This is a genomic window from Actinomadura viridis, assembly GCF_015751755.1.
In the GTDB taxonomy this organism is placed as follows: Bacteria; Actinomycetota; Actinomycetes; order Streptosporangiales; family Streptosporangiaceae; genus Spirillospora; species Spirillospora viridis.
Genome location: NZ_JADOUA010000001.1, coordinates 2,279,752 through 2,301,690 on the forward strand (window position 1 = coordinate 2,279,752; position 21,939 = coordinate 2,301,690).

Here is a 21,939-nt window from a genome sequence, read left to right on the forward strand (position 1 = left end):
CGACCATGGAAAGGGAGTGCGATCATGGTGGACGCAGCTCGCGCGCGCAAGCTCGCCGACCGCATCCAGCAGATCGTGGCGGAGATGCTGGAGCGGCGGATCAAGGATCCGCGGCTCGGCTTCGTGACCGTGACGGACACCCGCATCACCAACGACCTGCGTGACGCCACCGTCTACTACACGGTGTACGGGTCGGAGGGCGAGCGCGCCGAGACCGCCGCCGCCCTGGAGAGCGCCAAGGGCGTCATCCGGTCCGAGGTCGGTCGTAAGACCGGCGTCCGGCACACCCCCAGCATCACCTTCGTCGCCGACTCCCTGATGGAGAACGCCGCCCACATCGACGACCTGCTGGCCAAGGCCAAGGCCCAGGACGCGGAGGTCGCCAGGGCGGCCCAGGCGGCCACTCACGCCGGGGACGCCAATCCCTATCGCGCCGATGACGATGTCGACGAAACCGACGACGACGAGGATGGCGAAGCGGGACACTCGTCTCGTGAGTGAACCGGTGGCGGGGGGCGCGACACCGGGGACCGTCTGGACCAGCGACCACGAGGCTCCGGCGCTCGCCTGGGGCCCGGCCGCGGCGTGCGGGGACGCCGTCGACCACGCGGACCCTCCGCTGGGCCTGGCGACCGAGCCCGTACCGCGCCTCCCCGACAAGCTGAGCGTCCTGACCGCCTCCGAGCCCGTCCTCGGCGTCGTCGCGTCCCGCGGCGCGGAATCCGCCGCCCGGCGGCCCGCGCCCGCCGCGCCGGGCGCCCCGGGCGGCACCCGCCCCGCCGGCGGCGGCCCGCGGGCCGAGCTGGACTGGGACCGGGCCCTGGCCCTCATCGAGACGGCCGACGAGATCTGCCTGGCCTGCCACGTCGCCCCGGACGGGGACGCGCTGGGCTCGATGCTTGCCCTGGGCCAGGCGCTGAGCGGGCTGGGGAAACGCTGCCTGGCCTCGTTCGGCGAGCCGTTCACCGTCCCGGGCAGCCTGCGCTTCCTGCCGGGCCAGGAACTGCTGGTGGAGCCGGCGCGGATGCCCGGGATCCCGAAGGTCATGATCACGCTGGACGCGGCCGGGGTGGAGCGGCTGGGGTCCCTGGCCGGGCGCGCCGCCGTCGCGGGCTCCCTCATCGTCGTCGACCACCACGCCTCCAACACCGGGTTCGGCGCCGTACGCCTGGTGGACCCGGACGCGGCGGCCACGGCGGTGCTGGTCGAGGAACTGATCCGCAGGCTGGGCGCGCCGCTCACCGGCGACATCGCCCAGGGCCTGTACGCGGGCCTGGCCAGCGACACCGGCTCGTTCAAATACCCCTGCACCACCCCGCAGGTGCACGATCTGGCGGGCCGGCTGCTGGCCGCGGGAGTGCGCCCGGAGGCGGTGAGCCGCGAGCTGTGGGATCGCGCGCCGTTCGGTTACCTGATGGTGCTGGCCGGCGCCCTGGCCCGGGCCCGGCTGGAACGCGAAGCCGCCGGCGGCCTCGGCCTGGTCTGGACGAGCATCGGGCGGGCCGAGCGCGACAGCCGCGGCGTGCCCTACGACCAGCTCGAAGGGGTCATCGACCAGCTCCGCCGTACCGACGAGGCCGAGGTCGCGGTCGTCTGCAAGCAGAACGACCAGGGTGAATGGTACGTGTCGACCCGTTCCAAGGGACGGGTCGACGTGGGCCGCGCCTGCGTCGCGCTGGGCGGCGGCGGCCACCGTACCGCCGCGGCCTTCACCCTCGCCGGCGAGCCCGCCACCATCATCGACCGCCTGAGGGCGGCATTGAAGAAGGACGAAGCGGCATGACGGAGCGGAGCGAGGGCTTGCTGCTTTGTGTGTCGGGGGGTGTGGGGGGTCGTCCCCCCACGGGAGGTGCGGCATGACGGAGCGGAGCGAGGGCTTGCTGCTTTGTGTGTCGGGGGGTGTGGGGGGTCGTCCCCCCACGGGAGGTGCGGCGTGACGGAGCGGAGCGAGGGGGCCGTGGAGTCGGGGCTGGTCATCGTGGACAAGCCGGCCGAGTGGACGTCCCATGACGTGGTGGCCCGGATGAGGCGGCTGGCGCGGACCCGGCGGGTCGGCCACGCGGGGACGCTGGATCCCATGGCGACCGGGGTGCTGGTCGTCGGGGTGGAGAAGGCGACCCGGCTGCTGGGGCATCTGGCGCTGACCGAGAAGGGATACGACGCCACGATCCGGCTGGGGCAGTCGACCAACACCGACGACGCCGAGGGCGAGATCACCGGCACCGCCTCGGCCGCGGCGGTGACCGACGACGCGCTGCGGGCCGGGATCGGCGCGCTGACCGGCGAGATCCGGCAGGTGCCGCCGCAGGTCAGCGCGATCAAGGTGAACGGTGAGCGTGCGTACAAGATGGCCCGCAAGGGCGAGCGGGTGGAACTGGCGGCCCGGCCGGTGACGGTGCACTCGTTCACGGTCACCGGTGTGCGCCGGGAGGGCGACCTGATCGATGTGGACGCCTCCATCACCTGTTCGTCGGGCACCTACATCCGCGCGCTGGCGCGCGATCTGGGCGCCGCTCTCGGTACGGGCGGGCACCTGACGTCCCTGCGCCGGACCCGGGTGGGGCCGTACGACCTGAGCATGGCCCGGACGCTCGACCGGCTCGGGGAGAAGCTGGAGATCCTGCCGATGGGGGAGGCCGTGGCCGCGGCGTTCCCGCGCCGCGAGGTGGACGCCGACGCGGCCCGCAAGGTCATGCACGGCGGACGGCTTCCGGCGGTCGGCCTGGGGCCCGGGCCGGTGGGCGTCTTCGCGCCCGACGGCACGCTGCTCGCTCTGGTCGAGGAGCAGGGGAGCGCCGCCAAGCCCCTCGCCGTCTTCGTCTCCTGACCCCGGACGGCCCCGGACGGCCCCGGACGGCCTCGGGGGCCTCGGGGGTCTCTGGGGCGTCATGGTGGCGAGGCTCACTCAGATGGAGGTGTCCAACCCCCCTCCAAATCAACCTACGGTGGCGTAACCTACGTAACCGTAGGTTGGTTGTTCGAATGAGGAGGGTTGCTCGTGGCAACGCTGCGCCACCCCACGTCCCCATCCGAGACTCCTTCCGTGCCGCCCCGGGAGGCGCCTTCCCCCACCCGTCCCCGGCTGCGCGGCTGGTTGCACCTGGGCGCGTTTCCGGCCGTCCTGGTGGCCGGGCTCGTCCTGGTCGCGCTGGGTCCCTCCGTGCAGGCGCGCCTGGCCTCGGCCGTGTACGTGGCGACCTCGGGCCTGCTGTTCGGGATCTCGGGGACCTACCACCGGCAGCGGTCGGCCCGGCTGATCGAGCTGCTGCGGCGCTTCGACCACGCCAACATCTATCTGATCATCGCCGGCACGTACACGCCGTTCGCCGTGCTGGCCCTGGACGGCGGCGTCCGGGTCGGGGTGCTCGCCGTCGTGTGGACGGGCGCCGTGGCCGGGGTGGTCTTCCGGACCGCGTGGATCGGCGCGCCGCGCTGGCTGTACGTCACGCTCTACATCGCCCTCGGCTGGGTCGCGGTGTTCTTTATGCCACAGTTCCTGGACGGCGCCGGGGTCGCGGCGTGCGTCCTGGTGGCGCTGGGCGGGGTCGCCTACAGCGCCGGCGGGGTGGTGTACGGGCTGCGGCGCCCCGACCCCTCACCGCGCTGGTTCGGCTTCCACGAGGTATTTCACGCGTGCACGCTGGCCGCGTACGTCATGCAGTACATCGCCGTGTCGCTGGTGGTCTACCAGTCCGGCTGACCGTTCCGGGGCGGCCCGGCTACCGGTGGGTAAACTCGCAGCGGGAGCCCCTCGGTCGATCCGCTTCCGGCCGCATGGCAGTCTTGAGGCGACAGCACGGCCTTCGGGTGACGGCAAGACCGGCAGGCAGGTCCTACGCAGGGAGAGCATGGTGCGGCGCTGGCATGGCCTCGGCGAGGTTCCCGCCGACTGGGGGAGGTCCGTCGTCACGATCGGCGTGTTCGACGGCGTGCACCGCGGTCATCAGCGGATCGTCCGCGCCGCGGCCGAGCAGGCCCGCGAGCGCGGGCTCCGCTCGGTCGTGATCACCTTCGATCCGCATCCGGACGAGGTGGTCCGGCCCGGCACGCATCCGCCGCTGCTGACCTCCGCCCGCCGCCGGATCGAGCTGCTGGAGGGGCTGGGCACCGACGCGGTCGTGGTGGTCCCGTTCACGCTGGAGCTGTCGAAGGTGCCGCCGGACGAGTTCGTCCAGTCGGTGCTGGTGGACCGGCTGCACGCGGCGCACGTGATCGTGGGCGAGGACTTCCGGTTCGGGCACCGGGCCAAGGGCGACGTCGCGCTGCTGACCGAGCTGGGCGACAAGTACGACTTCACCGCCGTGGGCATGCCGCTGGTGGCCAACGGCGACACGATCTCCTCCACCTACATCCGGGCCAGGCTCGAGGCCGGCGAGGTGGAGGAGGCCGCGAACGCGCTGGGCCGCCCGCACCGCGTCGAGGGCGTGGTGGTGCGCGGTCACCAGCGCGGGCGGGCCCTCGGGTTCCCCACCGCCAACCTGGAGAGCCTGCCGCACACCGCGATCCCCGCCGACGGCGTCTACGCCGGCCGGCTGGTGTGCGACTCCGACCGCTACCCCGGCTTCGACTGGCCGACCGCGATCTCCATCGGCACCAACCCCACCTTCGAGGGCGAGGAGCGGACGGTGGAGGCGTACGCGCTGGACCGTGACGACCTGGACCTCTATGGCGAGCACATGGCGGTGGACTTCCAGGTCCGGATCCGCGACACCCTCAAGTTCGACTCGGTCGAGGCGCTGGTCGAGCAGATGCACCGGGACGTCGAGCGCATCCGCCGGATCACCGGGAGCTGACGGCGTCCGGGGGCGAAAGCCCTGATCACGGCGGGTGGCCGCGCGTTGCCGGACGGGAGGCGCGGCATGGTACGGTGAAGAGTCGCCGGGAAAGGCCCCGGCCCGGCTTGCTGCACCCTCATGCGGCTCGCCAAGATTCGCACGCACCATGCGGACCGTCGCGCCGAAGAGGCCGGGATCTGCGGGTGACGACTTCATCGAAGGAGCCACGTGTCGCTCGACACCGCCACGAAGAACAAGATCATCGCCGAGTACGCGACCACTGAGGGTGACACCGGATCCCCGGAGGTCCAGGTCGCGCTGCTTACCCGGCGGATCAATGATCTGACCGAGCACCTCAAGGAGCACAAGCACGACCACCACAGCCGCCGCGGGCTGCTGCTGCTGGTCGGCCGGCGTCGCCGCCTCCTGAAGTACCTCAGCAACAAGGACATCAACCGCTACCGGCAGCTGATCGAGCGACTCGGTCTGCGCCGCTAGCAAGGCGAGGGAGTGGCTCATCCGGGCCGCTCCCTCCTCTGTATCGGCCCTCTCGCCGGCCCTCCGCCGTACCGCCCTCGCGGCCGGTCTCCGCACCGGCCCGGGGCGATGACCCGCCACCGGGCGTGACACGCCGGTCCGCGGGAATGTGAGAGCGCGGGACGGCCGGCGGCCGTGACCGGCCACCGGGTGGGCGCCACCGGGCGCCGCCCCGTACAACTGGACAGACAAGCCCCGCGGACACCGCCCTGGTGCGGCCGGTCCTCGGTAGTGGCTTCCGGATCACGCTCCGCCCCCGGCGGGGGCCCGCGGATCCGGCTGCTTCGATCGAAGACCGGCACTGCGTGAAACCACGGGCGACGACCGCGGGGAACGACCGGAACCTGAGGAGGTTTCCCCGTGACAGATGCCGTGCGCATCGACGGCGCGCTCAGCGCCGAAGCAGTGATCGACAACGGGCCGTTCGGCACCCGGACCATCCGGTTCGAGACCGGCCGGCTGGCCCGACAGGCGGCCGGTTCGGCCGTCGCCTACCTGGACGACGAGACGATGGTCCTGTCGGCCACCACCGCCTCCAAGAAGCCCAAGGAGAACCTGGACTTCTTCCCGCTCACCGTGGACGTGGAGGAGCGGATGTACGCGGCCGGGCGCATCCCCGGCTCGTTCTTCCGCCGCGAGGGGCGGCCGTCGGAGGACGCGATCCTCACCTGCCGGCTGATCGACCGCCCGTTGCGCCCGTCCTTCGTCAAGGGCCTGCGCAACGAGATCCAGGTCGTGGAGACGATCCTGGCGCTCCACCCCGAGCACCTGTACGACGTGGTGGCGATCAACGCCGCGTCGCTGTCCACCCAGCTGGCCGGCCTGCCCTTCTCCGGCCCGATCGGCGGCGTCCGTGTCGCGCTGATCGAGGGCCGGTGGGTCGGCTTCCCGACCCACCCCGAGCTGGAGCGCGCGACCTTCGACATGGTCGTGGCCGGCCGGGTGCTGGAGGACGGCGATGTCGCGATCATGATGGTCGAGGCCGAGTCCACCCGCGACACCCTCCGCCTGGTCGGCGAGGGCGCGGTGGCGCCGACCGAGGAGACGGTCGCGCAGGGCCTGGAGGCGGCCAAGCCGTTCATCAAGGTGCTGTGCCAGGCGCAGAGCGAGCTGGCCGCCGAGGCGGCCAAGCCGACCGCCGAGTACCCGCTGTACCCCGACTACAACGACGACGTCCTGGAGGCGGTGAGCGCCACCGTCTCCGCCGAGCTGGCCGAGGCGCTGACCATCGCCGGCAAGCAGGAGCGCGAGTCCCGGCTGGACGAGATCAAGGCGGGGGCGGCCGAGAAGCTGGCCGCCGACTTCGAGGGCCGGGAGAAGGAGATCTCCGCGGCCTTCCGCGCGGTCACCAAGAAGCTCGTGCGCGAGCGGGTGGTCCGCGACGGGCTGCGGATCGACGGTCGCGGGGTCAAGGACATCCGGCAGCTGAGCGCCGAGGCGCACGTGCTGCCGCGGGTGCACGGCTCGGCGATCTTCGAGCGCGGCGAGACCCAGATCATGGGCGTCACCACGCTCAACATGCTCCGGATGGAGCAGATGATCGACACGCTCAACCCCGAGCGCACCAAGCGCTACATGCACAACTACAACTTCCCGCCGTACTCCACCGGTGAGACCGGCCGGGTCGGCTCGCCCAAGCGCCGCGAGATCGGGCACGGCGCGCTGGCCGAGCGGGCGCTGATCCCGGTGCTGCCCACCCGCGAGGAGTTCCCGTACGCGATCCGGCAGGTGTCGGAGGCGCTGGGCTCCAACGGCTCGACGTCGATGGGGTCGGTCTGCGCCTCCACCATGTCGCTGCTGGACGCGGGCGTGCCGCTGAAGCAGATGGTGGCCGGCATCGCCATGGGCCTGATCCACGAGGGCGGCGAGTACGTCACGCTGACCGACATCCTCGGCGCCGAGGACGCCTTCGGCGACATGGACTTCAAGGTCGCCGGCACCCGTGACCTGATCACGGCGCTGCAGCTGGACACCAAGCTCGACGGGATCCCCGCCTCGGTGCTGGCCGCCGCGCTCCGGCAGGCCAAGGGCGCCCGGCTGGCGATCCTGGACGTGATGGGCGAGGCCATCGAGGCGCCCGCCGAGATGAGCCCGAACGCGCCGCGGATCATCACCATCAAGGTCCCGGTCGACAAGATCGGCGAGGTCATCGGCCCCAAGGGCAAGATGATCAACTCGATCCAGGACGACACCGGCGCCGACATCACGATCGAGGACGACGGCACCATCTACGTCGGGGCCACCGACGGGCCGTCCGCCGAGGCCGCGCGGCAGGCGATCAACGCGATCGCCAACCCGCACATGCCCGAGGTCGGCGAGCGCTACCTGGGCACGGTCGTCAAGACCACCACGTTCGGCGCGTTCGTGTCGCTGCTGCCCGGCAAGGACGGGCTGCTGCACGTCTCGCAGATCCGCAAGCTGCACGGCGGCGCCCGGATCGAGAACGTGGAGGACGTGATCTCGGTCGGCGAGAAGATCCAGGTCGAGGTCACCGAGATCGACCAGCGCGGCAAGCTCTCGCTGGTCCCGGTCGAGGTGGTGGAGCGCGAGTCCGCCGCCAAGGAGGCCGGCGGTGACGGTGCCGGCGAGGCCGCCGGCGCCGACGCGGGCGAGCGTTCCGAGGACGGCGAGGGCGAGGGCGGCGAGCGCCGGGCCCCGCGCCGGCGCCGGACCCGCCGCGGCGACGACGGCTCGCAGCGCAACTCCTGATCAGCACCCGTGCCGCCCGACCGGCCTGCCCTCTTCCGGGCAGGCCGGTCGGCCGGTTTTCGACCCCCCGCCCGACCACCGATGGAGAACGACCCGTGACGCTGCCGGCCAGGGCGCAGGAGCCCGGCACCACCCATACGATCCACCCCGGCGAGGGCGGCGGTGCCGGCGCGGTGCGCCGCACCGTGCTGCCCGGCGGGCTGCGCGTGATCACCGAGTCGATGCCGACCGTCCGCTCGGCCGCGTTCGGCGTCTGGGCCGGGGTCGGGTCCCGCGACGAGTCCCCGGCCGACGCGGGCGCCAGCCACTACCTGGAGCACGTCCTGTTCAAGGGCACCCGCCGGCGGTCCGCGCTGGAGATCTCCGCCGCGATCGACGCGGTCGGCGGCGACCTCAACGCGTTCACCGCCAAGGAGTACACCTGCTACTACGCGCGGGTCCTGGACGCCGACCTGCCGCTGGCGGTGGACGTGGTCTCCGACATGGTCTCCTCCTCGCTCAACCGGGAGGAGGACGTGGAGGCCGAGCGCGGGGTGATCCTCGAAGAGATCCACATGCGCGACGACGACCCCGGCGACCTGATCCACGACGAGTTCTCCACCGCGCTGTACGGCGACGCCCCGCTGGGCCGTCCCATCCTCGGCACGGTCGAGTCGATCAACGCGCTGACCCGCGACCGCATCCACGGCTACTACGAGCGCCACTACACGCCGAGCGACCTGGTCGTCGCGGTGGCCGGCAACATCGAGCACGAGCGGGTCGTCCGGCTGGTGTCCGAGGCGTTCGAGGGGCGCCTGGACGGGGACGGGGCGCCCTCGGCTCCGCGCATCGGCGGTGAGCCCGTCGCCGCGTCGCCCGAGGTGCGGGTGGTGGACAAGGACACCGAGCAGGCCCACGTGGTCCTGGGCGGGGTCGGCGTCTCCCGTACCGACGAGCGCCGGTTCGCGCTGGGGGTCCTCAACGCGGCCCTGGGCGGCGGGATGTCCTCCCGGCTGTTCCAGGAGATCCGCGAGCGGCGCGGCCTGGCCTACTCGGTCTACAGCTACACCTCCCAGTACGCCGACACCGGTGTCTTCGGCGTCTACGCGGGCTGCCAGCCGGGCAAGGTCGACGAGGTGCTGTCGATCTGCCGGGACGAGATCGCGCGGGTCGCCGAGGACGGGGTCGAGGGCGAGGAGCTGGAGCGGGGCAAGGGCCAGTTGCGCGGCGCGATGGTCCTGGGCCTGGAGGACAGCGGCTCGCGGATGAGCCGGATCGGCAAGAGCGAGCTGGTGTACGAGTCGCTGCTGCCGGTGGACGAGGTCCTGGGCCGTATCGACGCCGTCACGCCCGACGACGTCCGCGACGTCGCCCGTGCGGTCCTGGCCGCGCCCCAGGCGCTGACCGTCATCGGCCCGTTCGGCGACCGCGACTTCAGCCTCTAACGTCCCTCGCCGCCGGGGCGTTCTTCGCCGCCGGGGCGATCCTCCCCGCCGGTGCGTTCCTCGCCGCCGGTGCGTTCCTCGCCGCCGGTGCGGTCCTCGCCGGTGGGGGGCGGGGGGCGCCTCCCACCGCGCCGGTCGCCGAGGCGCGCGTCGCGGGTGCCGCCGCGCCGGTCGATGTCCGAGCCGATCAGGCCGCGCACCCACTGCTTGGAGGGGTCGGCGTCGATGAGGAGGGCGCGGGTCAGGCTGCTGAGCGGCACGGCCAGGAGCGCGCCGAGCGGGCCCAGCACCCAGGCCCACAGGATCAGCGAGATCGACACCATGGTGAACGACATGCCCACCACGCCGCCCTGGAACTTGGGCTGGATCAGCGACTGCAGCACGAAGTTGATCAGCGAGTAGGCGACGATGATCCAGAACATCTCGGCGAGGCCGCCCTCCAGCAGCCCGAGCACCGCGGGCGGCGCAAGCCCGATCACGAAGCCGATGTTCGGGATGTAGTTGGTGAGGAAGGACAGCAGTCCCCACAGCAGCGGCAGCGGGACCCCGAAGGCGTACAGCACGATGACGTCGAACACGGCCACGATCGCCCCGAACACCGTGCTGACCACCAGGTAGCTGGTGGTGTCGCGGGCGAAGCCGCGCAGCGCCGCGACCAGCGCGGGCCGGGACGAGGCCAGCCGGTCCAGCGCGCCGACGGTCCCGGGGGCGTCCAGGCACATGCCGAACAGCATCAGCACCACCAGCAGGACGGCCGACGAGGCGCTGAGCAGCCCGTTCAGGAAGCCCTGCACGAAGACGAACAGCTGGGACGGGTCGAGCCGGCCCAGCGCCGCCGCCAGCTTGCGCTCGTCGACGCCGTAGGAGGCGAGCATGCGGGTCAGCGAGTTCAGCAGGTCGTTGAACTGCCGGGTGTAGCCCGGCAGCAGCGCGGCCAGCTGGGCGACCGACACCGCTATCGCCGCGCCCAGGCCGAGCAGCAGGGCGAGCAGGGTGGCCAGCGGGACGGCCACGCGGACCCAGAACGGTGCGCCGCGCCGCGTCAGCCAGGCGCGCAGCGGGCTCACGCCGATCGTCAGGATCATCGCCAGCACGATCGGGCCCACGATGCTCGCCGCCGACCGCAGCCCGGCCAGCGTCACCACCGCCGCGGCCGCGCCGACCAGCGCCACCAGCGCGGGAGAACGCGTCGTCGCCATCCGCCACCCCCTACCTGTCACGCCAGGTGAGATCAACGTTACCGTCCGTTCCGCCGCTGCCCGCCAGGCCCCGCTGACCGGCGGCGGGACCGGGCGCGGCACCGCGATAGGCTCGGCCGGGAGCCAGGTCAGGAGGAGCTTGTGATCAAGGTTGGGGTGCTGGGCGCGCGGGGCCGGATGGGCGCCGAGGTGTGCCGGGCCGTGGAGGGCGACGACGGCATGGAGCTGGTCGCCGCCGTGGACCAGGGCGACGCGCTCGACGCCCTCACCGCCGCGGACGTCGTGGTCGACTTCACCCACCCCGGCGTGGTCATGGACAACCTCCGCTGGTGCGTCGAGCACGGGCTGCACGCCGTCGTCGGCACCAGCGGCTTCGACCCGTCCCGGCTGGACGCGGTGCGCGCCTGGCAGGCCGGGACCGGCGAGGGCGCGGCGGCGAACGTGCTGGTCGCCCCCAACTTCGGCATCGGCGCGGTGCTGATGATGCACTTCGCCGAGAAGGCGGCGCCGTTCTTCGAGTCGGTGGAGGTCGTCGAGCTGCACCACCCGAAGAAGGTGGACGCCCCCAGCGGCACCGCCTACCGCACCGCCGAGCTGATCGCGGCGGCCCGTGCCGAGGCGGGGGTACCGCCCTCCCCGGACGCCACCACCACCGAGCTGGACGGCGCGCGCGGCACCGACGTGGACGGGGTCCGGGTGCACGCCGTCCGGCTGTCGGGCCTCATCGCGCACCAGGAGGTGCTGCTGGGCGGGCACGGCGAGATCTTCACGATCCGGCACGACTCGATGAACCGCGAGTCGTTCATGCCGGGCGTGCTGCTGGCCGTCCGCAGGGTGGGCGATCTGCCCGACCGCCTGACCGTGGGCATCGAGTCCCTGCTCGGCCTGTGACGGGCGGCCCCTGATGCGCTTTGACGGTGAGCCCTGGGACTACCTCGGCGAGCACGAGGCGGTGGACCTGGAGCACGAGCTGGTGCAGGCCACCGCCTCCGAGCTGCGCACGGGCGACGACATCGCCTACGCGAGGGCCGCGTTCGAACTGGTCCGCGACCGGGTGACCCATTCGCTGGACGCCGGCGACCGCCGCGTCACCTGGCGCGCCTCCGACGTCCTGCGCGAGCGCACCGGGCTGTGCTACGCCAAGGCGCACGCGTTCGTGGCCCTGCTGCGCGCCGGAGGCGTCCAGGCGGGGTTCTGTTACCAGCGCCTCCGTTCGGAAGGCCCGGACGGCGGTTTCGTCCTGCACGGGTTCGCCGCGGCACTGATCGACGACCGCTGGGTGCGGCTCGACCCGCGCGGCAACAAGCCCGGCGTCGACGTCGCCTTCTCCGCCGACGAGGACCGGGTCGTCTACACCGTCCGTCCCGAGCTGGGCGAGACCGACTACCCGACGGTGTACGCCGCGCCGCATCCGGCCGTCCTGGACGTCCTCAAGGCGCACGACGACTGCCTGGCCATGTGGGAAACGCACTCCCTCCCCTCCGCGGAACTGTGAGACCCGATCTACCTGGCTGCGTCGCCGCCCGGCAGAATGCCCGGCATGGAGGATTCGTACGCGCGATCTCTGTGGACGGTCATCGAGCCGCTCCACCTCGTCACCTACTTCACCCCCGAGGCGCTCCAGGCGAACAAGGACGCGGGCATGAAGGGGTTCTGGATGGGCTACTTCGGGAGCCGCGCGGCTCCCATGGGCCCGGTCCCGGCCGGTGTGGTCGAGGCGACCTTCTATGGATTCCAGCCGGAGCGGGTGCGCAAGGCGGTCCCGGACGCGTGGAAGTACGCGACGCCGGAGACCCTGCTGCGGGTGCGTGAGGAGGCGGCGGCCGCGGCCCTCCGGCGGATCGCGCCCGGGATCGACGAGGTCGCCGCGAAGGCGGGCCCGCTGCTGGCCGAGGCGGTGGAGGCCGCGGACGGCGCGGCCCGCCCGCTGTTCAGCGCCAACCGCGACGTGCCCGTCCCCGCGGACCCGGTCGCCGCCCTGTGGCAGGCGACCACCGCGCTGCGCGAGCACCGCGGGGACTCCCACCTGACGATCCTCGCGAACGAGGGGCTGAGCGGTATCGAGTCCGTCGTGCTGGCCGCCGCCGTGGACGGCCGCACGCTGGAATGGATCACGGTGGCCCGCGGCTGGACGGAGGCGGAGCTGCGAGCCGCCGTCGCCGCCCTGGCCGAGCGCGGCCTGCTGGACGGGGAGGGCGCGGCGACCGCGGAGGGACGGGCGTACCGGGAGCGGATCGAGGAGCGCACCAACACCCTCGCCGCCCCGCCGTACCGGGTCCTGGACGCCCCGGAGGAGATGTACGCGCTGCTGCTGCCGGTGGCGCGCGCCGTGAACGACTCCGGCGAGCTGCCCTTCCCGAACCCGGTCGGCCTGCCCAGGGCATGACCCCGGGCAGGCTCCGGGCGTGACCGGGCCCGCCCGGGCGTGACCCGGGCCTGCCCAGGCCCGCCCGGGTCTGCCCAGGCCTGCCCAGGGACGGCTCCGCCCCGCGCTCAGCTCGGCGTGACGAAGCCGTACTTGGTCAAGAGGGCCCGCGCGGTGGGCGAGGTCAGCCAGGCGACGAAGGAGGCCGCCTCCTCCTCGTCGTCGCTGTCCTCGACCACCGCCGCGGCGTAGGTCGCGGTGACGTTCTCCAGGGCGGGGATCGGGACGCTGCTCGCGGCGGCTCCGGCCGAGCGCAGGTCGGTGATGTAGACCAGCCCGGCGTCGGCCTCGCCGGTCCGGACCCGGTCCAGCACCGCACGCACGCTGATCTCCTCCGACGACCAGCGCACGGTCAGCCCCGCGCCGGCGAAGATCTGCCGGGCGTAGGTCCCGGCCGGGTTGGCCGCCGCCGCCACCGCGACCCGCAGCCCCGGCCTGGTCAGGTCGCGCAGGTCCCGGACCCGGCGGGGGTTGCCGGGGCCGACGGCGATGGTCATCGAGTTGTGGGCCACGACCCGGCGGCGGCCGGTCAGGTAACGGTCCGCGCGGTTCATGGTGGCCTCGTCCGCGGTCAGCAGGACGTCGGCGGGGCCGTGCTCCGACAGGCGCTCGGCCATCTCCTGCGACCCGCCGGACTCGAACCGCACGGCGACGTGGCGGCGCTCGTGGCCGTAGGCGGCCCCGAGCTCGCGCAGGACCTCCTGGGTGGAGGAGGCGGCCAGGACGGTGAGCGTCGTCCGCCCCGAGGTCTCGCCGCACCCGGCGGCGACCGCGCCGAGGCCGACGAGGGACAGAACGGCGCATGCGACAATTCGCCGCCATCGGGGGGAGTCCGGCATATGGCCAGATCTTAGGGTCGATCGGGTTTCGCTCCGGTGATTGGCGGCTGGCGTGTTCGGCGTCGGGCTGTCGGTGCCCGCCGCTAGGGTGCCCCTAGCCGAACAGCGCCGTGCGGGCCTCCTCGCACGGACTCTCGCCCGGCACCCTCCGCACGACACGACCCCTTCGAACCTCTTCGAATCCCTCCCGACCCCTTCGAGCGTCCCCCGGAAAGGCCCCCGATGTCCCTCGACCTGTTGGAACTGCTGCCCGGTGACTGGCGGGAGCGGCTCGACCCGTTCCTCGACCCGATCGGTGTCGCGGCACTGAACGCCTTCGTCGCCCAGGAGTACGAGGAGCAGACGGTCTACCCGCCCCGGGAGGACCTCTTCAACGCCTTCCGGCACTGCCCGTACGACAAGGCCCGCGTGCTCATCCTCGGCCAGGACCCCTACCACGGGCCAGGCCAGGCGCACGGGCTGAGCTTCAGCGTCCGCGAGGGGGTCCGGCTGCCCCCGTCGCTGCGCAACATCTACAAGGAGCTGGCCGCCGACCTCGACGTCCCGGTGGCCAAGACCGGTGAGCTCACCCCGTGGGCCGACCAGGGCGTGCTGCTGCTCAACGCGGTGCTGACCGTCCGGGCCTCCGACGCCGGATCGCACGCGGGGAAGGGCTGGGAGGACTTCACCGACGCCGCCATCCGGGCGCTGAACGCCAAGTCCGAGCGGGTGGTCTTCGTGCTGTGGGGGGCCTACGCCCGCAAGAAGGCCAAGCTGATCACCGGCGAGCACCACGTCGTCCACGAGTCGGCGCATCCGAGCCCGCTGAGCGCGAAGAATTTCTTCGGCACCCGCCCGTTCAGCGCCGTGAACAAGGCCCTGGCGGACGCAGGCCAGCCCGAGATCGACTGGGCCCTGGCCGCCCCGGACGCCTGACCGGAACCCGGCCGGGGCCCCGCGACGGAGCCCTCGGCCGGGCCCTGGACACGCGGTCCAGGACGTGTCTCGAAGTGGCCTCAGCCACCGCGCGAGCGCGTTGGCTGCCCGGTGGGGCGATGCCGGAGGCGAACCTCGCCTGGCAGATCGCGAAGCGATGCCGCGCTCGCACAGGCCCGGTCAGGCGCGAGCCGCCAGGCGAGCGCCGTGGGCCGGGACTTTGAAACAGAGTCTAGAGCGCGAGGCCGACGGCCAGGAGGGCGCCGTAGGCCAGCTGGAGACGGCCGGTCCCGCCGAGCACGGGGATGAGCGCGGGGCCGGTCGCGCCCTTCAGGACCGTCTGCACGGGCGGCACCGACAGCGGGCCCGCCAGCAGCGCCAGCAGCGCCCACGGGTGCGGCGCCGCGACGGCCAGCGCGATGGTGAACGGCAGCGCCGTGCACGCGGCGTACAGGATCCGGGTGCGGCGGTCGCCCAGCACCACGGCGAGCGTGCGCTTGCCGGAGACCTCGTCGGTGGGGATGTCGCGCAGGTTGTTGGCCACCAGGAGCGCGCAGGCCAGCAGCCCGATCGGCACCGCCGCCGCCCACGCCTCCCACGGGATCCCCTCGACCTGCACGTACACCGTGCCGACCACGGCGACCAGGCCGAAGAAGACGAAGACCGAGACCTCGCCCAGCGCGCGGTAGCCGTAGGGGGTCTTGCCGCCGGTGTAGAACCAGGCCGCCAGGATCGCGACCGCGCCCACCAGCAGCAGCCACCAGCTGGTGACGGCGGCCAGCACCAGCCCGGCCGCGGCGGCGGCCAGGAAGCAGCCCAGCGCTGCGGCCAGCACCTGCTTGGGCGGCGCGGCCCTGGAGCCCACCAGCCGCAGGGGCCCGACCCGTTCCTCGTCGGTGCCCCGCACGCCGTCGCTGTAGTCGTTGGAGTAGTTGACGCCGATCTGCAGCAGGAGGGCGACGAGCGCGGCCAGCAGGGCACGCCACCACACGGCATGGCCCTCTCCGGCGGCGACTCCGGTGCCGACGACGACGGGGACGAGCGAGGCGGGAAGGGTGCGGGGCCGTGATCCGGCGACCCATTGGGAGAGCGTGGCCACTGGTTACCGTTGCTTTTCGTGGGGCGACAGGGGACTGAGCTTCCGGGCTAACCCTCAGATTCTCCCGGATGCCGATCACTGGTCCGTTCCGGGGGCGTGCCCGGGGGCGTGCCCGGAGGCCCCTGCGTGGCCCCGGCCGGCGGACGCAGCCGCAGGGACAGGGTGAGGCCCAGGGCGAGGATCGCGGCCGTGGTGAGCGCCGCCCGCCGGGTCGCCTCGGCCAGGCTCACGTCGGCCGCCGCGGCGACGTCGGCGCGGTCGGCGTCGCCGTGCAGCTCCCGGGCGTAGGTCCCGGCGCTCTGCCGCAGCTCGCGGGCGACCGCGGCGCGCTGCTCGGGCGGCAGCGCGGACCCGTTCAGGCGGTCGGCCATGGTCTGGCCGAGGCTCGTGGCGAAGACCGTGCCGATCAGCGCGATGCCCAGCGCCGCGCCCACCTGCCGGGCCGTCGACTGGGTGCCGGACGCCTGGCCGGCCTGCGCGGGCGGGACGTCGGCGAGCGCGACGTTGGTCAGCTGGGCGGAGGTGAGCCCGAGCCCGACGCCGTACATCAGCATCCAGGGCGCCAGGCCGAACCCGGTGCTGGCGGGCGTCAGCGTCAGCGCCAGCGCGAGGACGGCCGCGACCTCCAGCGCCATGCCGATCTGGACGACCCGGTGGGGGCCGCGCCGGTTGGCCAGCCGCCCCGCGTACCCGCCCGACAGGAACGCGCCCACGGCCAGCGGCAGGATCGCGACGCTGATCTGCAGCGGCCCGGTGCCGTGCACGCCGAGCAGGAACAGCGGCAGCACGAACAGCAGGCCCAGCTCGCCCACGTTGATCAGCGAGGAGGCGAGGTTGCCGTACCGGAAGTTGGCGATCCGGAAGAGGGCGAGGTCGAGCATGACCGGCCGCCCGGCGGCGGCGCGGGCCCGTTCCACCGCGACCAGCCCGGCCAGCAGCGCCACGCCGAGGCCGAGGGTCAGCGGGACGGGGGACGGCGCGCCCGGCGGCCAGGTGAACGCCCCGATGGTGAGCGGGCGGATCGCCGTCCACCAGCCGTAGGTCTGCCCCTCGATGAGCCCGAACACCAGGGCCCCGAGCCCGAGCGCGGACAGGAGCGCGCCGGGCCAGTCGATCTCGGCCAGCGCGTTCCGCCGCCCCCCGGCGCGGGCCTGCCGGGTCTCCGGTACGAGCGCGAGCGTGCCGAGGATCAGCGCCAGGCAGAGCGGCAGGTTGACGCCGAACGCCCAGCGCCAGCCCGCGGTGCCGGCCAGCGCGCCGCCGGCCAGCGGGCCCAGCGCGGCCATCCCGGCGATCAGCGACCCCCACACGCCGAACGCCACGGCCCGCTCCCGGCCGGTGAACATCGCGTTCACCGTGGAGAGGGTGGCCGGCAGGATCATCGCCGCCCCCACGCCCTGCAGCGCGCGCGCCCCGACCAGCGCGGACCCGCTCTGCGCGAGCGCCGCGGCGACGCTGGCGACGGCGAAGATCCCGGTGCCGAGCAGGAACATCCGGCGCCGCCCGAACAGGTCGCCGGCCCGCCCGAACGGGATCAGCAGTGCCGCGAACACCAGCGCGTAGACCGACGTCACCCATTCGGCGCCGGTCGCGGTCAGCCCCAGCCGCGAGACGATCTGCGGCAGCAGGACGCCGACGATGGTGGCGTCCACGACGATCAGCGAGACGCCCAGGCTGATGACGACCATGCCGAGCCAGCGGCGGCGGCCGGAGTCCGCCGCGCGGGCGTGCGGCGGCACGGAGGTGGTCAGGGACACGGCTTCCAACCTATGCCCGAGGTCCGGGTGCCCCTCACTCACCCCGCGGTTTGCCGCCGTGCCGGGCTCCGCTTCAGCCCGATTCCGCCTGCGCCGCGCCGTCCGTCCCGGGGGCGGCGGCCGTGATGTCGGTGTGCAGCCGGATCTGCCGGACCGGCTCGCCCATGTCGAGGTCGCGGGCGGTGCCGTCGGGCGCCCATCCGGCCGAGCCCAGGAACCCGCGCAGCACCTCGTCCCGCTCGAACGCCCAGGTGATCAGCGTCCGGAACCCGTCCTCGCGCAGCAGGTCCACCGTGGCGGCCAGCAGCCGGCTGCCGTGCCCGGCGCCCGTGTGGAGCGGATCGACCAGCAGCGCCAGCAGTTCGGCGGTGACCGCGGGGTCGTGGTCGGGTTCGTCCTCGGCCGGGGCGTGCGCGGCGAAGCCGACGACCAGGTCGGAGGAGACCGCGACCAGCAGCCGGTGGCGGGGGCCGGGCGGCGCGGTCACGGCCTCGGTCCAGCGTTCGCGCCAGACCTCCCGGGCGTCCGGGCCGGTCAGCTCGTCCAGCACCCCGGCGGGCAGCAGGTCGCGGTAGGCCTGCCGCCAGGCGCGCACCTGGATGTCGGCGACGGCGGCGGTGTCCGCGCGGCGGGCGGGCCGTACGCCCACATCGGCCATGGTGTGCCACGTCCTCTCGTAGTCCGGGCCCGCGGAACGGGGTCCGGGGGCCAGCCTAGGACGTGCCGCGGCCCGGTTCCCGGTCGCCGTCCCGGGCCGTACGGCGCCGGGCGCGGTACGTGCGGGTCTTGGTCCGGTTGCCGCAGACCCTCATCGAGCACCAGGAGCGGCTGCGGTTCTTGGAGGTGTCCAGGAAGGCCCACATGCAGGTGCCCTCCTGGCAGACCTTCAGCCGGGACCAGCTCCCGTCGGCCGCCGACTCCATGACCGCCGCGGCGAGCCGTGCGAGCCCGGCGGCGGTGCCGGTGCCGAGGGGGACGAGCGCGGGGTGGTCACCGGAGAGGTCGAGCCGCAGCGGCAGCCGGGCGAACGCCCCTTCCAGCTCCGCGGGCGGCGTGTCCCCGGCGGACGGCGTGGTTTCGGCGGGCGGCGTGCCGAGATGGCCGAGCATCGCGGCGCGGAGGCCCTCGCGGAGGACGAGCGCGGTCTCCACATCGGCCGCGTCCGCGCTCGTACGGCGGGGGACCAGGTCATGGTCGGCGAGCCAGCCGGCGAGGGGGCCGGGGGCGCCGATGGCGTCGGAGCCGGACTCCACATCGAAGGTGTTGACGAAGTCCCGGAGCAGCACGGCGGCCGGGGACGCCCCCGATCCGGCCCGGGGGCGTGGGTGCTGGCCGCCGTCCATCGTTCCTCCCGCCCGTGCCTTCGACTCTAGCAGCGGCGACACCGCTGATCAGGGATCGGTGGTTGCGGCGGTGGCGACACCTGTCTAGCCTCTTCGCTGGTGTTGTCGTCGAGCGGGGGAGGATCGCGGATGCGCCCGAAGGTGGCGAACGTGGTGATCGACTGCACGGATCCCGAGCTCATGGCGGCGTTCTGGGGCGCGCTGCTCGGCATGGGCGTGACCGGGCGCGACGAGGACTGGGTCGACCTGGAGCCGCTCGGCCCCGGCGGCCCGCTGCTGAGCTTCCAGCAGGTCCCGGAGCCCAAGCGGATCAAGAACCGGATCCATCTCGACCTGGACGTCCCCGACATCCACGCCGCCGGCGAGCGCGCCCGCGAGCTGGGCGCCACGCCCCACGGGGAGCCCATGGGGCGGGGGCCGTTCCAGGTGTGGCTGGACCCGGAGGGCAACGAGTTCTGCTTCGTCACCGAGCGCGAGGGCGACGGCTCGTAGCTAGGGCGCGGCCGGGCCGATGACCTCGGCCAGGCGCCGGACGCCCTCGGCCAGCTCGGCCTCGGAGGCGGCGACGCCGTGGCTGACCCGCAGGTACGGCGCGGGCGGCTCCGTGGGGAAGAACGGCCGTCCCGCGCTCACCAGCACCCCGGCGCGCAGGGCGGCGTCGGCCAGCGCGACGTCGTCGGCGCCGTCGGGCAGCCGCACCCACTGGTGCGGCCCGCCGGCCGGCCGGCTGATCGTCAGCCCGGGCAGGTGCCGCGCGAACGCCGCGGCGAGGGCGTCCCGCCGGGCGCGCAGCGCGGTGCGCACGGTCCGCAGGTGGCGCGGCCAGCCGGGGGAGCTGACCAGTTCCAGCAGCGTCTCCTGCAGCGGCCTCGCGGGGAAGAACTCCTCGACCAGCTGCGTGGCGCGGATCCGCTCGGCCACCGGGCCGCGGGCGATCACCGCGGCGACCCGGAGGCTGGCCGCGGTCGCCTTGGTCAGCGAGGCGATGTACACCACCCGGCCGTCCGGGTCGGCGCTGACCATCGGGGGCGGCACCGCGTCGAAGGCCAGGTAGCGGGCGAAGTCGTCCTCGATCACGAACGCGCGCGCCGCGCGGGCCACCTCCAGCACCCGCGCCCGCCTCTCGGGGGGCAGCACGGCGCCGGTCGGGTTCTGGAAGTTCGGCTGGACGTACAGGACGCGGGCCCCGGTCAGCTCGAACGCCTCGGCGAGCAGGTCCGGACGCAGCCCGGCCTCGTCGACCGGGACCGGGACCGGATGCAGCCCGCTGGCCCGCGCGACCGCCAGCACCCCCAGGTAGGTGGGCGACTCGACCAGGATCGGCGAGCCGGGCGGTAGCAGTGCGCGCAGCACCGTCGTGAGCGACTGCTGCCCGCCGCTGGTGATCAGGACGTCGGCCGGGGTGATCTCGCCGCCGGCGGACCGGGCGAACCAGGCCCGCAGCTCCGGCAGCCCGCCGAGCGGCGGCAGTTCCCAGGCGTCCGGGCGGCGCGCGGCGCGGGCGGCGGCCGTGGCCAGTGCCCGCAGCGGCTGCAGGGAGGGGTGCAGGTAGCCGCCGCTGAGCGCGATGACGCCCTCCGGCGGCGTCAGGAGCAGCCTGGCCACGCCGCCCCCGTCCACCGCGCGATCACCCAGGGCGACCGCCTGCCAGCCCAGGTCGGGGGGCGCGGCGGACGGCTCGGGACGTTCGGCGGCGAAGGCCCCGCTGCCCGGCCGGGTCACCACCAGGCCCTCGGCCGCCAGCAGCCCCAGCGCACGCGTCACCGTGACCGGGCTGACCTGGTGGCGGCGCATGAGCGTGCGGCTGGACGGGAGCCGCTGGCCGGGGTGCAGGGCGCGCACCTCGGCCCTCAGCCGCTCGGCCAGGATGGCCACACTGCTATCCTTGTGCATGAGAGATAACGATAGCGCTACCGACCTCGCGCCGGTAGCGCTCGGCGGCCTCGGGCTGGCCGGGCTGGGCGTGCTGGTGTTCTCGCTGTCCTTTCCCACCACGGTCTTCGCGCTGGAGGGCCTGGACCCGTACCTGATCGGCGTCGGCCGTTCCGCGGCGGCGACCGTGCTGGCCGTGATCGCGCTGGCCGCCGTCCGCGCCCGCCCGCCGCGCCCGCGGCAGTGGGCCGGGCTCGCCGTCGTCGGCGGCGGCGTGATCTTCGGATTCCCGGTGCTGACCACCCTCGCCCTCGACCACGGGGCGTCCTCCGCCCACGCGGCCGTGATCACCGGCCTGCTGCCCGCCACGACGGCGGTCTTCGCGGTGCTGCGCGGCGGGGAGCGCCCCTCCCGCGCGTTCTGGGCGGCGTGCACCGCCGGCGCCGCGCTGGTCACCGGCTTCGCAGTGCTCCGCGGCGCGGGCGGGATCACCGGCGCCGACCTGCTGCTGTTCGGCGCGCTGCTGGCCGCGGCGGCCGGGTACGCCGAAGGCGGGCGGCTCGCCCGCGAGATGCCGGGCTGGCGGGTCATCTCCTGGGCGCTGGTCCTGGTCGCGCCGATCTGCGTGCCGGTGACGCTCTGGCTGCTGGCCACGACCGGCCCGCGGTGGACCGGCCACGCCCTGTTCGGCTTCGGCTACCTGGCGGCGATGTCGGCCTACCTGGGCTTCTTCGCGTGGTACGAGGGGCTGGCCAGGGCGGGGATCGCGCGGGCCAGCCAGGTGCAGCTGGCCCAGCCGCTGCTGACCCTGCTCTGGGCGGGGATCCTCCTGGGCGAGCTGATCGACGCCACCACCGCGCTGGCCGCCGTGGGAGTCCTGGTGTGCGTGGCCCTGACCCAGCGCGCCCGCGTGCGGAACGCCCCCGCCGCGCCGGGCCGGACGACCCGCGGGAATCCAGGTGGCCGGAAGAAGCGCGGCCTTGCACGGCATGACACTCCCACGCACGATGGAAAGGAAAGCGTCACATCGCCGTGAGCGCAGGGG

At 73.8% G+C, this 21,939-nt stretch carries 21 protein-coding genes; 14 read left to right on the top strand and 7 right to left on the bottom strand.

Going from position 1 to position 21,939, the window contains the following annotated elements:
- Positions 1 to 24: 24 nt before the first annotated feature.
- The 8 genes from rbfA (at position 25) to IW256_RS10205 (ending at position 9,445) form a co-directional block, all read left to right on the top strand.
- The gene (gene rbfA, locus IW256_RS10170; protein ID WP_197010717.1) at positions 25 to 501 is read left to right on the top strand and encodes a 30S ribosome-binding factor RbfA; all 477 of its coding nucleotides are present in this window, start codon (positions 25 to 27) and stop codon (positions 499 to 501) included.
- Positions 494 to 1,783, top strand: a complete 1,290-nt coding sequence (locus IW256_RS10175) for a DHH family phosphoesterase (protein ID WP_307828823.1) — start codon at positions 494 to 496, stop codon at positions 1,781 to 1,783. Before rbfA ends, IW256_RS10175 begins: the two co-directional genes overlap by 8 nt.
- A 150-nt stretch (positions 1,784 to 1,933) precedes the next feature.
- Positions 1,934 to 2,827: a tRNA pseudouridine(55) synthase TruB gene (gene truB / locus IW256_RS10180; protein ID WP_307828824.1), complete on the top strand. Its 894-nt coding sequence runs from the start codon at positions 1,934 to 1,936 to the stop codon at positions 2,825 to 2,827.
- A 216-nt stretch (positions 2,828 to 3,043) separates the two neighbouring features.
- Complete coding sequence (trhA, locus tag IW256_RS10185) at positions 3,044 to 3,700, top strand: PAQR family membrane homeostasis protein TrhA (protein ID WP_307828825.1); 657 nt, start codon at positions 3,044 to 3,046, stop codon at positions 3,698 to 3,700.
- A 151-nt stretch (positions 3,701 to 3,851) separates the two neighbouring features.
- Positions 3,852 to 4,793: a bifunctional riboflavin kinase/FAD synthetase gene (locus tag IW256_RS10190; protein ID WP_197010720.1), complete on the top strand. Its 942-nt coding sequence runs from the start codon at positions 3,852 to 3,854 to the stop codon at positions 4,791 to 4,793.
- A 210-nt stretch (positions 4,794 to 5,003) separates the two neighbouring features.
- A complete protein-coding gene (gene rpsO, locus IW256_RS10195; RefSeq protein ID WP_197010721.1) occupies positions 5,004 to 5,273 on the top strand; it encodes a 30S ribosomal protein S15 in 270 nt (89 codons plus the stop codon).
- A 417-nt stretch (positions 5,274 to 5,690) separates the two neighbouring features.
- Complete coding sequence (locus IW256_RS10200) at positions 5,691 to 8,021, top strand: polyribonucleotide nucleotidyltransferase (protein WP_197016221.1); 2,331 nt, start codon at positions 5,691 to 5,693, stop codon at positions 8,019 to 8,021.
- 95 nt (positions 8,022 to 8,116) lie between these two features.
- Positions 8,117 to 9,445, top strand: coding sequence for a M16 family metallopeptidase (locus tag IW256_RS10205; RefSeq protein ID WP_197010722.1), 1,329 nt, complete (start codon positions 8,117 to 8,119; stop codon positions 9,443 to 9,445).
- Here IW256_RS10205 and IW256_RS10210 read toward each other — a convergent pair.
- A complete protein-coding gene (locus IW256_RS10210; RefSeq protein WP_197010723.1) occupies positions 9,442 to 10,644 on the bottom strand; it encodes an AI-2E family transporter in 1,203 nt (400 codons plus the stop codon). The two genes, IW256_RS10205 and IW256_RS10210, sit on opposite strands and share 4 nt — an antisense overlap.
- Before the next feature lie 141 nt (positions 10,645 to 10,785).
- Here IW256_RS10210 and dapB point away from each other — a divergent pair, with 141 nt between their 5' ends.
- Genes dapB through IW256_RS10225 form a run of 3 tightly spaced genes read left to right on the top strand, consistent with a single transcriptional unit; the run spans position 10,786 to position 13,030 of the window.
- Positions 10,786 to 11,535, top strand: coding sequence for a 4-hydroxy-tetrahydrodipicolinate reductase (gene dapB / locus IW256_RS10215; protein WP_197010724.1), 750 nt, complete (start codon positions 10,786 to 10,788; stop codon positions 11,533 to 11,535).
- Positions 11,536 to 11,548: 13 nt separating this feature from the next.
- Positions 11,549 to 12,139, top strand: coding sequence for a transglutaminase-like domain-containing protein (locus IW256_RS10220; protein ID WP_197010725.1), 591 nt, complete (start codon positions 11,549 to 11,551; stop codon positions 12,137 to 12,139).
- Positions 12,140 to 12,184: 45 nt separating this feature from the next.
- Complete coding sequence (locus tag IW256_RS10225; protein ID WP_197010726.1) at positions 12,185 to 13,030, top strand: SCO6745 family protein; 846 nt, start codon at positions 12,185 to 12,187, stop codon at positions 13,028 to 13,030.
- A 107-nt stretch (positions 13,031 to 13,137) separates the two neighbouring features.
- Here the strand turns inward: IW256_RS10225 and modA are convergent, their stop codons facing one another.
- Positions 13,138 to 13,908 (bottom strand): molybdate ABC transporter substrate-binding protein, encoded by a 771-nt coding sequence (gene modA / locus IW256_RS10230; protein ID WP_197010727.1) that lies wholly within the window; start codon positions 13,906 to 13,908, stop codon positions 13,138 to 13,140.
- A gap of 222 nt (positions 13,909 to 14,130) precedes the next feature.
- On the opposite strand from modA, the gene IW256_RS10235 reads away from it, so the two are divergent.
- Positions 14,131 to 14,823: a uracil-DNA glycosylase gene (locus IW256_RS10235; RefSeq protein ID WP_197010728.1), complete on the top strand. Its 693-nt coding sequence runs from the start codon at positions 14,131 to 14,133 to the stop codon at positions 14,821 to 14,823.
- 232 nt (positions 14,824 to 15,055) lie between these two features.
- On the opposite strand, the gene IW256_RS10240 is transcribed toward IW256_RS10235, so the two are convergent.
- The 4 genes from IW256_RS10240 to IW256_RS10255 form a co-directional block, all read right to left on the bottom strand.
- Positions 15,056 to 15,922 (bottom strand): 1,4-dihydroxy-2-naphthoate polyprenyltransferase, encoded by an 867-nt coding sequence (locus tag IW256_RS10240; RefSeq protein ID WP_197010729.1) that lies wholly within the window; start codon positions 15,920 to 15,922, stop codon positions 15,056 to 15,058.
- A gap of 47 nt (positions 15,923 to 15,969) precedes the next feature.
- Positions 15,970 to 17,679, bottom strand: a complete 1,710-nt coding sequence (locus tag IW256_RS10245; RefSeq protein WP_307828826.1) for an MFS transporter — start codon at positions 17,677 to 17,679, stop codon at positions 15,970 to 15,972.
- A gap of 73 nt (positions 17,680 to 17,752) precedes the next feature.
- On the bottom strand, positions 17,753 to 18,337 hold the full coding sequence (locus IW256_RS10250; RefSeq protein WP_197010730.1) for a GNAT family N-acetyltransferase: 585 nt from the start codon (positions 18,335 to 18,337) through the stop codon (positions 17,753 to 17,755).
- 55 nt (positions 18,338 to 18,392) lie between these two features.
- Complete coding sequence (locus IW256_RS10255; protein WP_197010731.1) at positions 18,393 to 19,022, bottom strand: CGNR zinc finger domain-containing protein; 630 nt, start codon at positions 19,020 to 19,022, stop codon at positions 18,393 to 18,395.
- A 129-nt stretch (positions 19,023 to 19,151) separates the two neighbouring features.
- Between IW256_RS10255 and IW256_RS10260 the strand changes: the two genes are divergently transcribed.
- The gene (locus IW256_RS10260) at positions 19,152 to 19,514 is read left to right on the top strand and encodes a VOC family protein (RefSeq protein ID WP_197010732.1); all 363 of its coding nucleotides are present in this window, start codon (positions 19,152 to 19,154) and stop codon (positions 19,512 to 19,514) included.
- Here the strand turns inward: IW256_RS10260 and IW256_RS10265 are convergent, their stop codons facing one another.
- Positions 19,515 to 20,915 (bottom strand): aminotransferase-like domain-containing protein, encoded by a 1,401-nt coding sequence (locus tag IW256_RS10265; RefSeq protein ID WP_197010733.1) that lies wholly within the window; start codon positions 20,913 to 20,915, stop codon positions 19,515 to 19,517. It lies immediately after the preceding gene.
- Here IW256_RS10265 and IW256_RS10270 point away from each other — a divergent pair.
- A complete protein-coding gene (locus IW256_RS10270) occupies positions 20,914 to 21,930 on the top strand; it encodes a DMT family transporter (protein WP_197010734.1) in 1,017 nt (338 codons plus the stop codon). The two genes, IW256_RS10265 and IW256_RS10270, sit on opposite strands and share 2 nt — an antisense overlap.
- Positions 21,931 to 21,939: the final 9 nt, after the last annotated feature.

Coding starts and splice junctions, on each gene's coding strand:
- IW256_RS10225 (WP_197010726.1), top strand. CDS start 12,185: ATGGAGGATTCGTACGCGCGATCTCTGTGGACGGTCATCGAGCCGCTC.
- IW256_RS10220 (WP_197010725.1), top strand. CDS start 11,549: ATGCGCTTTGACGGTGAGCCCTGGGACTACCTCGGCGAGCACGAGGCG.
- IW256_RS10235 (WP_197010728.1), top strand. CDS start 14,131: ATGTCCCTCGACCTGTTGGAACTGCTGCCCGGTGACTGGCGGGAGCGG.
- IW256_RS10260 (WP_197010732.1), top strand. CDS start 19,152: ATGCGCCCGAAGGTGGCGAACGTGGTGATCGACTGCACGGATCCCGAG.
- rbfA (WP_197010717.1), top strand. CDS start 25: ATGGTGGACGCAGCTCGCGCGCGCAAGCTCGCCGACCGCATCCAGCAG.
- modA (WP_197010727.1), bottom strand. CDS start 13,908: ATGCCGGACTCCCCCCGATGGCGGCGAATTGTCGCATGCGCCGTTCTG.
- IW256_RS10265 (WP_197010733.1), bottom strand. CDS start 20,915: ATGCACAAGGATAGCAGTGTGGCCATCCTGGCCGAGCGGCTGAGGGCC.
- IW256_RS10255 (WP_197010731.1), bottom strand. CDS start 19,022: ATGGACGGCGGCCAGCACCCACGCCCCCGGGCCGGATCGGGGGCGTCC.
- IW256_RS10210 (WP_197010723.1), bottom strand. CDS start 10,644: ATGGCGACGACGCGTTCTCCCGCGCTGGTGGCGCTGGTCGGCGCGGCC.
- IW256_RS10250 (WP_197010730.1), bottom strand. CDS start 18,337: ATGGCCGATGTGGGCGTACGGCCCGCCCGCCGCGCGGACACCGCCGCC.
- IW256_RS10270 (WP_197010734.1), top strand. CDS start 20,914: ATGAGAGATAACGATAGCGCTACCGACCTCGCGCCGGTAGCGCTCGGC.